General features: G+C 61.7%; 9 protein-coding genes. 5 read left to right on the top strand and 4 right to left on the bottom strand.

Features of this window, described 5'->3' with window-relative positions; translation table 11 throughout:
* Positions 1-41: 41 nt before the first annotated feature.
* The gene (locus ACR0R4_RS11635; RefSeq protein WP_433645266.1) at positions 42-1,298 is read right to left on the bottom strand and encodes an integrase catalytic domain-containing protein; all 1,257 of its coding nucleotides are present in this window, start codon (positions 1,296-1,298) and stop codon (positions 42-44) included.
* Positions 1,299-1,583: 285 nt separating this feature from the next.
* On the opposite strand from ACR0R4_RS11635, the gene ACR0R4_RS11630 reads away from it, so the two are divergent.
* Together ACR0R4_RS11630 and ACR0R4_RS11625 are read left to right on the top strand one after the other, a co-directional pair.
* Positions 1,584-4,370 (top strand): cation-translocating P-type ATPase, encoded by a 2,787-nt coding sequence (locus ACR0R4_RS11630; RefSeq protein WP_433647614.1) that lies wholly within the window; start codon positions 1,584-1,586, stop codon positions 4,368-4,370.
* Positions 4,371-4,498: 128 nt separating this feature from the next.
* Positions 4,499-5,899: an IS1380 family transposase gene (locus tag ACR0R4_RS11625; protein WP_433647613.1), complete on the top strand. Its 1,401-nt coding sequence runs from the start codon at positions 4,499-4,501 to the stop codon at positions 5,897-5,899.
* 93 nt (positions 5,900-5,992) lie between these two features.
* Here ACR0R4_RS11625 and ACR0R4_RS11620 read toward each other — a convergent pair whose 3' ends face one another.
* Both ACR0R4_RS11620 and ACR0R4_RS11615 read right to left on the bottom strand, forming a co-directional pair.
* Complete coding sequence (locus tag ACR0R4_RS11620; RefSeq protein WP_433647612.1) at positions 5,993-6,301, bottom strand: hypothetical protein; 309 nt, start codon at positions 6,299-6,301, stop codon at positions 5,993-5,995.
* 62 nt (positions 6,302-6,363) lie between these two features.
* Complete coding sequence (locus ACR0R4_RS11615; protein WP_433647611.1) at positions 6,364-6,774, bottom strand: hypothetical protein; 411 nt, start codon at positions 6,772-6,774, stop codon at positions 6,364-6,366.
* Between the two features lie 67 nt (positions 6,775-6,841).
* On the opposite strand from ACR0R4_RS11615, the gene ACR0R4_RS11610 reads away from it, so the two are divergent.
* From ACR0R4_RS11610 to ACR0R4_RS11600, 3 genes are read left to right on the top strand one after another with little or no spacing between them, the layout of a single operon-like run.
* A complete protein-coding gene (locus ACR0R4_RS11610) occupies positions 6,842-7,015 on the top strand; it encodes a hypothetical protein (protein ID WP_433647610.1) in 174 nt (57 codons plus the stop codon).
* Between the two features lie 52 nt (positions 7,016-7,067).
* Positions 7,068-7,580, top strand: coding sequence for a hypothetical protein (locus ACR0R4_RS11605; protein ID WP_433647609.1), 513 nt, complete (start codon positions 7,068-7,070; stop codon positions 7,578-7,580).
* Positions 7,580-7,966, top strand: a complete 387-nt coding sequence (locus ACR0R4_RS11600; protein ID WP_433647608.1) for a hypothetical protein — start codon at positions 7,580-7,582, stop codon at positions 7,964-7,966. The genes ACR0R4_RS11605 and ACR0R4_RS11600 overlap by 1 nt, the downstream gene beginning before the upstream one ends.
* A gap of 88 nt (positions 7,967-8,054) precedes the next feature.
* On the opposite strand, the gene ACR0R4_RS11595 is transcribed toward ACR0R4_RS11600, so the two are convergent.
* Complete coding sequence (locus ACR0R4_RS11595) at positions 8,055-9,107, bottom strand: replication initiator (RefSeq protein ID WP_433647607.1); 1,053 nt, start codon at positions 9,105-9,107, stop codon at positions 8,055-8,057.
* Positions 9,108-9,161 lie beyond the last annotated feature (54 nt).

Here is a 9,161-nt window from a genome sequence, read left to right as displayed (position 1 = left end):
CACCGGTGACTCACATAAGAATGCCCGCGTAATTCTCGAGCTTAGCTTGCCTGTTTCCTGCTCGCGCGGGCCGGCTTGACCCCGGCTGCCGCGTTTGGTGCTTTCGCGAGTTCGATCGCTTCGAGCGTGCGAGTCTTCTCGGCCGCGAGGTAGGTGAGGCGCTGCTGGATTCGGTCGATCTCGCGAGCGATGTGGGCCGGGTTCAAGCTGTCACGGTACCCGGTCAACTCGGCGGTCTTCTCGGCGCTGAGCACACCGGAACGCTGGAGCCGGTCGAATGGTGTCGCGAGCTCATCGTAGACACGTTTACGGCGCCCCCTTTGATCGGTCGCCCAACCGATGGGTTTCTTCGTGGGGGTGAGGAAATTATGGCGATCGTTCACCAGCGGCCATAACTCGTTCAATAGCTTCAGCAGAGGCGCGGTGTCGTACCTCCAGTAGAACGCGTACCGGCGCACGATCTGATTGTTTTTCGACTCGATCGTGGCCTGATCATTCTTCTTGTACGGCCGGGACCTCGTGAAGTAGATGTCAAGTTCTGCAGCCCAACCGATGACGTCGTAGTTGATGAACTCGGACCCGTTATCAAAATCCACCCCGGTCACCTCGAACGGCACTTCGCTGATGAATCGGTCGAGGGCGTCACGAATGTGCAGGTGTGCGTTGTTCCGGATCGAGCGCGTGTACGTCCAACCGGTGTGCATGTCGGTGAGATCAACACTGCGACAGAACTCACCCTTCAAGACGGGCCCGCAGTGTGCGACGGTGTCGCCCTCGAAGAACCCGGGTACGGCCTCGATCTCGTCACCGGCTTTCCTGATCGTGATCGAGTTCCGCAGCAGCGGGCCTGGCGTGGTGGTGGCGATCCCGCGGAGTGGGTCCCTCGCGCGGGCTGGGGCGAGGTAGCGGTCGATCGTGGCCGGTGACATTGCCAGCAACTCGTCCGCGACGTGGTGACTGTACCTGCCCCGGCCTGGGACCAGTTCGCCGTGCGCTTCCAGCAGCATGAGTTGGAGTTCCATTGACGCGGCCAAGTATTTCCCGCTGATCCCGCCCGCGAACGCCCACACTTTCTGCAGCACTTTCAACGCGTCATGTGAGTACTTCAGCGGGCGCGGCTTACGTTGCCGGGCCCCTACCCGACGCGGTTTCAGCGCAGCTTGTAACTGTCTGCGCGCGTTGTCTCTGGACCAGCCCGTGATCGCGCATACCTCGTCAAGGAGACGGCTCTTCTCCTTCTTGGCCGCTGCGGCATACTGCTTCGCGAACTTTCGTGTGATCTCGTGTCTGGCACGCATTGATAGCCCACTTCCCATGAAACTGATGATTCCGTTTCGCGGGCATTTTTACGTGATGCACCGGAAGTGTTTCGCGGGCATATTAGGTGAGGCACGTCGACGCATTGTGATTATCGAAACGGGTGTCTACAATCAGAGGATTGCAATCGCGTCGGCGGCGCACAGGTCACAAAGCAAAAATGAGCTGGAGGCCGACAGCAGTGCAGTCGCTCGCTCACTGCGGTAGCGCAGCGTGCGCTGGACGGGCGATCATGCGTAACCGCACCCTGCCAAGGAGCACGCCAGATGAATATTTCTGAGACCGACCGCTCCCGCGCCGAGGCGCCCGCAGCGTCCTGGGCCATCACTGGGGGGGAGGTGTTGCGCGCTGTCGCTAGCGGGCCAGAAGGCCTGACGGAAGGCGAGTCCGAATCCCGTCTCGCGCGCGACGGTCGCAACGAATTGCCGACTCCGCCCGAGCCGTCCGTCTTCAAGCGTCTGCTGGCCCACTACGCTGACGTTTTGATCTACATCCTCATCGTGGCGGCCGTGCTGAAGGCGATTAGGGGTGACTGGGTCGACTTCACCGTGATCGCTGTTGTGATCGTGGCTACTGGGCTGATCGGCTTCATCCAGGAAGGTCGTGCGGCGTCGGCGCTCGCGGGATTGCGCAAGATGCAGTCGTTGAGCGCGCAGGTACGGCGCGACGGGACCTGGGGAGTGGTCGACTCCGCGACCATCGTCGTCGGTGACGTCGTCCGCGTTCGTAGCGGCGACCGGGTGCCGGCGGACGTCCGGCTGTTAACCTCCGGGCGGCTGCAGATCGACGAGTCTGCGTTGACAGGCGAGTCGGTGGCCGCCGACAAGAGCGATGAGATCGTGGCTGCGCATGCGGGCATCGGGGACCGAACGTCGATGCTCTTCTCAGGGACGATCGTCACGGCGGGCAACGGCGAGGGCGTGGTGGTGGCTACGGGGCGGGACACTGAGATCGGCCGTATCTCGGTGCTCGTGTCCGAGCAGGACCAGATGGACACCCCGCTCGCCCGACAGCTCGCCCACCTGGGTAAGCAGCTGTCGATCCTCATCGGCGTGCTCGCCGTTGTCATGTTGCTCATCGGCTGGTTCGTGCACGGCCTGGATGTTGATGAGCTCATCTCGGCGGCCATCGGGTTCGCCGTGGCTGCGGTGCCAGAGGGACTGCCCGCCCTGGTGACGATCACGCTAGCGCTCGGCGTGCAGCAGATGGCTAAACGCCACGCAATCACACGCAAGATGGAGGCGGTTGAGACCCTCGGCTCCACGACGACCATCTGCTCTGACAAGACTGGGACGCTCACTCAGAACGAGATGACCGCCCGGACGGTCGTCACGGCAGTAAGCACATACACAGTCGAGGGCACCGGCTATGACCCCGTGGGTCGGGTCGTCAACTCCGACGGCCAGACCGCCGACCTCGCCGTCCACCCCGACCTCTCCGATCTCGTGCTGGCCGCCGGTCTCACCAACGACGCCCATGTCGAACAGACGGAAGACCGCTGGCGGGTTGTCGGCGTGCCGACCGAGGGAGCCCTCGACGTCCTGGCGGCGAAAGCCGGCGCAGCCACCGGCGCCGTGACCCGCGTCGGCGCGGTGCCGTTCGAGTCAACCCACAAGTTCGCAGCCACCCTCGACGAGCTCCCGACCGGCTCAACCCCCGACGGCGTGACCCGATTCGTCCACGTGGTCGGCGCCCCGGACCGCCTTCTCGACCGAGCCGACACCGAGCGCTCTGCCGACGGCGGCACCGCACCGCTCAACCGGGCGGCGTGGGAGGAGCGGATCGACGCACTCTCGGCCAAAGGACTGCGCGTGCTGGCCGCAGCCACACGCCCGGCCGACGGTGTCGACAATATCGTGCTGGGCGACCTCGATGGCGGCCTGACTTTCCTCGGCATCATCGGCATCGTCGACCCACCACGCCCCGAGGCAACTGCGGCGATCGCCGAGGCCCACGCTGCAGGTATCCGCGTGAAGATGATCACCGGCGACCACCGCGGGACTGCGACGGCGATCGCCCGTGAGCTGGGCATCGCCCCAGCGGAGGGCGAAGTTCTCGCCCTGACCGGCGCCGACCTCCAAGCGATGGACGACGACGAACTCCGCCGGGTCGTACGTGACGTGGACGTTTACGCTCGTACCTCCCCGGAGCACAAGCTGCGGATCGTGCGCGCCCTGCAGTCTCACGGCGAGGTCGTCGCCATGACCGGCGACGGCGTCAACGACGCCCCTTCGATCACGCTCGCGGACGTTGGCGTGGCCATGGGCATCAAGGGAACCGAAGCGACCAAGGAAGCGGCGGACATCGTTCTCGCCGACGACAACTTCGCGACTATCGAACGCGCTGTCGAGGAAGGCCGGCGGATCTATGACAACATCCGCAAGTCCGTAGTCTTCCTGTTGCCAACCAACGGCGCGCAGGCCCTTGTGATCATCGCTGCGGTCCTGGCGGGGATTGCTCTGCCGCTTTCCCCGGTGCAAATCCTTTGGATCAACTTGGTCACCGCGCTCACGTTGTCGTTGACCTTGGCGAGAGAGCCCGCAGAGCCAGGCATCATGCGGCGCATGCCGCGCTCAGCGACGGAGCAGGTCCTGTCGTCGCGGGCGATCGCCGTCGTCCTCACCGCCTCGGTCGTCATCGGCGTCGCGACCTTCGTCGTTTACCTTCTCGAGCGCGACCGCACCGGCGATTACGCCGTGGCGCAGACGTCCGCAGTCCTGATGCTCGCCCTCGGCCAGCTCGCTTTCCTTTTGAACTGCCGTCTGCTCAACGGTTCCGCGTTCACTGTTCGGGTACTTACCGGGAACCGCAACCTGTGGATCTCGGCCGGCCTGCTGATGGCTCTGCAGATCATGTTCACCTACGCGCCGTTCATGAACGACTGGTTCGACTCAACCCCCATCGGTTTCCACAGTTGGGCACTGACAGCTGGCCTGGCCGTCGGCGTTTTCGTGGTGATGGAAGGTGCCAAGGCCGTCATCCGACGGATTGGAAACCGCACGCCGCGAGAGCAGGGAGCACTGCCCGCAGGAAACGCGACGCATCGGGCTTGACGCTAAGCCCGGATTCACCGATAATGATGCAAGAACCTATAGCCTGAGCTAACGGAAATGCCTCTCTGACCTGGGAGAATAGCGTTACCACACGACTATCCACACCCAGTCCAGGAGGCATCTCTCAGATGCAATTCAACCACACGTGCTCAGCGCTATCTGCAGCATTCGATGACGCGAACCTCGTGTCCGCCGCCGGTCTTGTGCCCGTGATGCGTCTTGCCGAACGGGCAGGCCTCACGCATCTCGCCGCCAAGCATCTCACCGTCCCATCCGACAAGGGTGCGAACGCAGGAGCAAAGGTCTCCTCGTTGGTCGCGGGAATGGTCGCTGGCGCTGACTCGATCGAGGACATGCGCCTCCTCCGACACGGCGGTATGGGTCGCCTCTTCGATCGCGTGTACGCGCCCTCCACGTTGGGTTCGTTTCTCAGAGCATTCGAGTTTGGGCATGTTCGGCAGCTTGACGCGGTCGCGTCTCGGTTTCTCACCGGTCTCGCTCAGCGCAGCGCCAAGCTGCTGCCCGTAACCGATGGGTACACGTTTGTTGATGTTGATGACACCATCATCGAGGTCGAAGGCTATCTGAAGCAGGGCGCATCATTTGGATATTCCGGGGTACGGGGATTGAACGCGGTCCTCGCAACAGCTTCCACGAGCGAAAGCACGCCGGTGATCGTGACGCAACGGCTCCGGAAAGGCTCAACGAGCTCTGCTCGTGGAGCCAAACGCGTCGTCAGTGACGCACTCGCCGTGCTGCGCCGCATGCCAGGCGCTCGCCGAGAATTGGTGCGAGCTGATGCGGCCTACTACTCCCACGCCGTGGTGTCAGCCGCGCAGCAGGCTGGTGCCGATGTGTCGGTAACGGTTCGCATGAACCCATCGATCAGACACGCGATCGAGTCGATCTCTGGCGACGCGTGGACACCGATCGAGTATCCCGGTTCCACGCGCGACAAGGAAACTGGCCTCCTGATCTCCCGGGCCGAGGTCGCCGAGGTTCCGTACACCGCGTTCACCTCGAAAAAGGGGCAGCAGGTCAGCGGGCGTCTCGTGGTGCGGCGCATCCCCGAGCTCGGGCCCACAGCGTCCCGGGAGCATCCGACTCTGTTTGACATGTGGCGGTTCCACGCGTTCTTCACCACCGTCACCCCTGACGAGCTCGATACTGTCACTGTCGATCAGACCCACCGGCATCACGCGATCATTGAGCAGATCAATGCTGACCTCAAAGCGAGCGCGCTCGCACATGTACCGTCGGGGAAGTACGCGGCGAACGCGGCCTGGCTGGTCCTCGCGGTCATCGCCCACAACCTCACCCGTGCTGCCGCCGTGATCGCCGACCCGGCAGAGAAACTCGGCCGCGCGGTCACCCAAACGATCCGACGCACACTGATCAACGTACCCGCGCGCATCGCCCGTTCAGCACGGAAACTCCGGCTCCATCTGCCCGAGTGTTGGCCATGGGCGAGGGAATGGGCGGCCCTGCTTACGCGCTCCACGTCACCGCCGGGCATCACTGTTTCTTGACCATCCAGCCCGACCGGGCGCGACAACATTTATCAGTGGAACGGACAGGACATCAGGGGCCTGAGGTTCCAACGTGCCCAGAGAGCGCCGACGTCACTGCACCCGAGAAAACACCAGCCTCGAATCTGCATCGGTGAATCCGGGCTTAGAGAGTACCGCGAGCGCATCGTTCTTCGTAGAGGCCGATTTATCCCAGCGCGCCCAGGCTTGCTTGACTGTCAGTCGACCAATCGAGGTCACCGGTAGCGCACCGATGTCGTAGCGGACACGACGCCTCCAGGCGTTTGTGTAGACGTATGCGGTGCGCTCGGTGACATCAGCCAGGATCAGTTCCTGGTATTCATCCCAGATCGAATTCAGGGTGGGCGGAGCAGGTTCACCTGCGGGTGGCAAAGGGTGCATGAGAAACCTTTCTGTAGTACTCAAAAGTGAGACTACAGAAAAGGATGTTCTAGTTCAACAATTTAAGACTGGTAGTTTCCCTTGCGATCTTCCGCCCACTGAGCCATGCCCGCAGCGAACGCCACCGGATCGACAGTTATGCCGGGGAATTCGTACACGTCAGGATGCTCACCAAAGACCTCGCGGAAGAGTGCGATTCGCCGGAACACGGCTGACCTACTGAGACCAAGTTCCTTCTGTACACCTTCGAATCCACCGCAGATTCGCCACCAGACCCAAAACCCAAAGAGGTCAAAGACCCGGGAAGCGGTATAGCCCTTGTTGAGGTTCCTTAAGAATGGAACTGCTGCATGGAGGGGCGCATTGACGGCCTTGTTCGTGCGATAGAACTTCCGCCAGGCTTCTTCGAGCGCGTCTTTGGCGCGTCCTTCTCCCTCGGGGGTAGGCATTCGCTCGGCACGGAAATCTGCCACAATCAACCGCCTCTTAGTCTATTGTTGTGCGACTATCAGCTTAGGCTACGATTCCGATTAGGGACAGATGAGCGAACGTGTCATCTGGGGGCGAGAGGAACTTGAGATGAGCGAATGGGATTTTCTTCATGGCTTGGAAGGCCAGGACCTAGATGATGCGATGTCGAGCGGGGCGACAGCTGCGGAGTGGGCAATGATCGATGCGCAGGACGCAGAAGACGAAGAAGACGAAGAAGAGTAGCTCTCCCAAAATTCTCTATACAAGATCAAGCTTCACTCAGAGGGGAGTGTGCATGTCGGACGGCATCACGTGGCTCGATTGGATTATGTCTGCCCTCACAATTATCGGCCTAGTCGCCACCTGGTGGAAGGCTCGAGGAGCGATGAAAGCAGCGAATCAGACGAAGCAGGCAATCATTGAAACCGCGGGTGACATAGGTAGATCGGAGTTGATCGCCTCGCTGGGAGTGGTCCGCGAACTCGTACGTGATCTGGACAGTGCAATTCAGGCAAACTCAGTACCGGTATCAAGTCATGTGCTCGTGAAATTGGGTAAACATCTCGCAGACGTTGTTGCACTTGCAGAAAAGCTAGGCGGAAACATAGTGTCTGCCGAAGTTGTATCGGATATGAAACTGCTAATTCCCGAAGCGGCGACTGTCAAACGCAGAATCAGTAAGACGCCGAATGCCAAAGTCATGAATCACACGCAGGTGCTAGAAGAGGGATTGGAGAACCTGATTCAGCGGTTCTCCGTGGCTGAAGTCGAGTTCAAGTATTCAAAGGTTAGGAAGGACCAGAAGTAATGGCTCTAATTTTGGAAGAGGAATGGGACGCTCTACTTTGGAAACTCTACCGAGCGACAAAGGCCAACCTATTGCCTTGGGCGAAGGATGAAGCCCGGGGCGGCACGGACTTCATTGTAAGCACGGCGAGCGGAATCTCCTACAAACTCGCTTCTGTGGATCAAGACGGGAACTTCCCTTACAGGCTGGAGATCTACGCGGCGGACGGAGCACTGATTGACCTTTTTGTCTCGCAGGCGTATCGCGAGAACGACGAATCCCCGTCCGAGGCACTCGCAGAGCTCTATCCGATGGTTGGCCGTCAAGTGAGCGGGGCTGCTAACACGGTCGCCGTGATTCTTAGCGATCTGGATAGTCTTCTCAAGGAAGAGAAGAAGCCCTTCTGAGTTGAGGCTTTCCGAGCTGATCGAGCGTGGTGCGGTGGCTTTGCTTCGCAAAGCCACCGCTTAGGGGCGTAAATGCCTCCCAGCCACGTCACCTCGTTGTTGCGGTCATGCGGGGAAGTAACTGTTCCAGCCGTACCCCGGGAGCGCCTACCGCGGCTCGCGACGGCGGCTGCGCATCCTGCCTCGCCTCCGGCTCGGCCGTCTGCGACAGCCACCATTCGAGCCGCAGTCGGCGCTGCACCGTGCGCGTCAGCCCCGTGAACGACCAACCCGGGCGATGTTTCGTGCGGCGAGAGGCAGAGACAACCTGAGCGCGCGACCCGAACCGCTGATGCACCTTCGAATTGCAGGCCGTGGGTTCGCACTCTCGCGAGCACGGCATCGCACGTGCCGCCGCGGTAAGGCTTGCCAGGTGCCGCCAGGACGCGGGGGAGTCGCCATCTGAGGCCAGCACCACATCTTTGAGGACATACCGCAGCGCTTTCGAGAGATACCAAATCGTCTTAGCGCCGTCGCCGTCAGCGCGGAACGCGTCGCATTTGGCTTGGGTGCCCCATTCGACCACGTTGTCGTCGATCTTTGAAACCGCCGTGGCGGTGCGTGCAACATCGCGGAGCGTGGCAGGTGCCGGAGCTTCTACCCGTGCGATGCGGACGATCACGTGAAGGTGGAGCACCCCGCGATCTTGCCACTCGCGAACGACGAAAAACTCGAGAGAGTCCCACCGATCCCGCATGCGCCGCACCGTGTTTGTCCACAAAATGCCCGAGTCGCGATTCCAGGCGACCTGGCCGGAATAGTCATAAGACCTGTTATCAAGCGGTACACCGCGTAGCCCGACATCCTTCGCGGAGTGAGTCGCGCCACACCTGCAACGTTTGTTACTCACTCCGGTTTTCGGCACGCGGTGCACCGCGCCGAACGATGGGGCAGTGAGCGTCAGGAGATAGAACCGGTACTGTTCGACCGGCCCGTCGAACACGCCCGAGCGCGCAATCGCCGCCCAGTCCTTCGCGTAGAGATCCGAGCATGACTCGCACCGCGACTTCACCCGCGAGGCGCACCGAACCCAGATGCCCGACGACAGCTTGACCGGTCGCGAACAGCCACGAGCTGAGACTTCCTCGGCGGTCGCGCTCATGCCGCCACCCCCAGCGAAACCGGTTCGAGCTGTGCGGCGGGGCGACCGTGCGAC

The sequence above is a fragment of the Leucobacter fengyongliangi genome (genome assembly GCF_050971685.1).
Taxonomy (GTDB): domain Bacteria; phylum Actinomycetota; class Actinomycetes; order Actinomycetales; family Microbacteriaceae; genus Leucobacter.
This window is presented reverse-complemented; position numbering and strand designations above follow the sequence as displayed.

What these genes read in the sequence shown, in the direction of transcription:
- ACR0R4_RS11635 (WP_433645266.1), bottom strand. Translation starts at nt 1,298, where the DNA reads ATGCGTGCCAGACACGAGATCACACGAAAGTTCGCGAAGCAGTATGCC.
- ACR0R4_RS11630 (WP_433647614.1), top strand. Translation starts at nt 1,584, where the DNA reads ATGAATATTTCTGAGACCGACCGCTCCCGCGCCGAGGCGCCCGCAGCG.
- ACR0R4_RS11625 (WP_433647613.1), top strand. Translation starts at nt 4,499, where the DNA reads ATGCAATTCAACCACACGTGCTCAGCGCTATCTGCAGCATTCGATGAC.
- ACR0R4_RS11620 (WP_433647612.1), bottom strand. Translation starts at nt 6,301, where the DNA reads ATGCACCCTTTGCCACCCGCAGGTGAACCTGCTCCGCCCACCCTGAAT.
- ACR0R4_RS11610 (WP_433647610.1), top strand. Translation starts at nt 6,842, where the DNA reads ATGAGCGAACGTGTCATCTGGGGGCGAGAGGAACTTGAGATGAGCGAA.
- ACR0R4_RS11605 (WP_433647609.1), top strand. Translation starts at nt 7,068, where the DNA reads ATGTCGGACGGCATCACGTGGCTCGATTGGATTATGTCTGCCCTCACA.
- ACR0R4_RS11600 (WP_433647608.1), top strand. Translation starts at nt 7,580, where the DNA reads ATGGCTCTAATTTTGGAAGAGGAATGGGACGCTCTACTTTGGAAACTC.
- ACR0R4_RS11595 (WP_433647607.1), bottom strand. Translation starts at nt 9,107, where the DNA reads ATGAGCGCGACCGCCGAGGAAGTCTCAGCTCGTGGCTGTTCGCGACCG.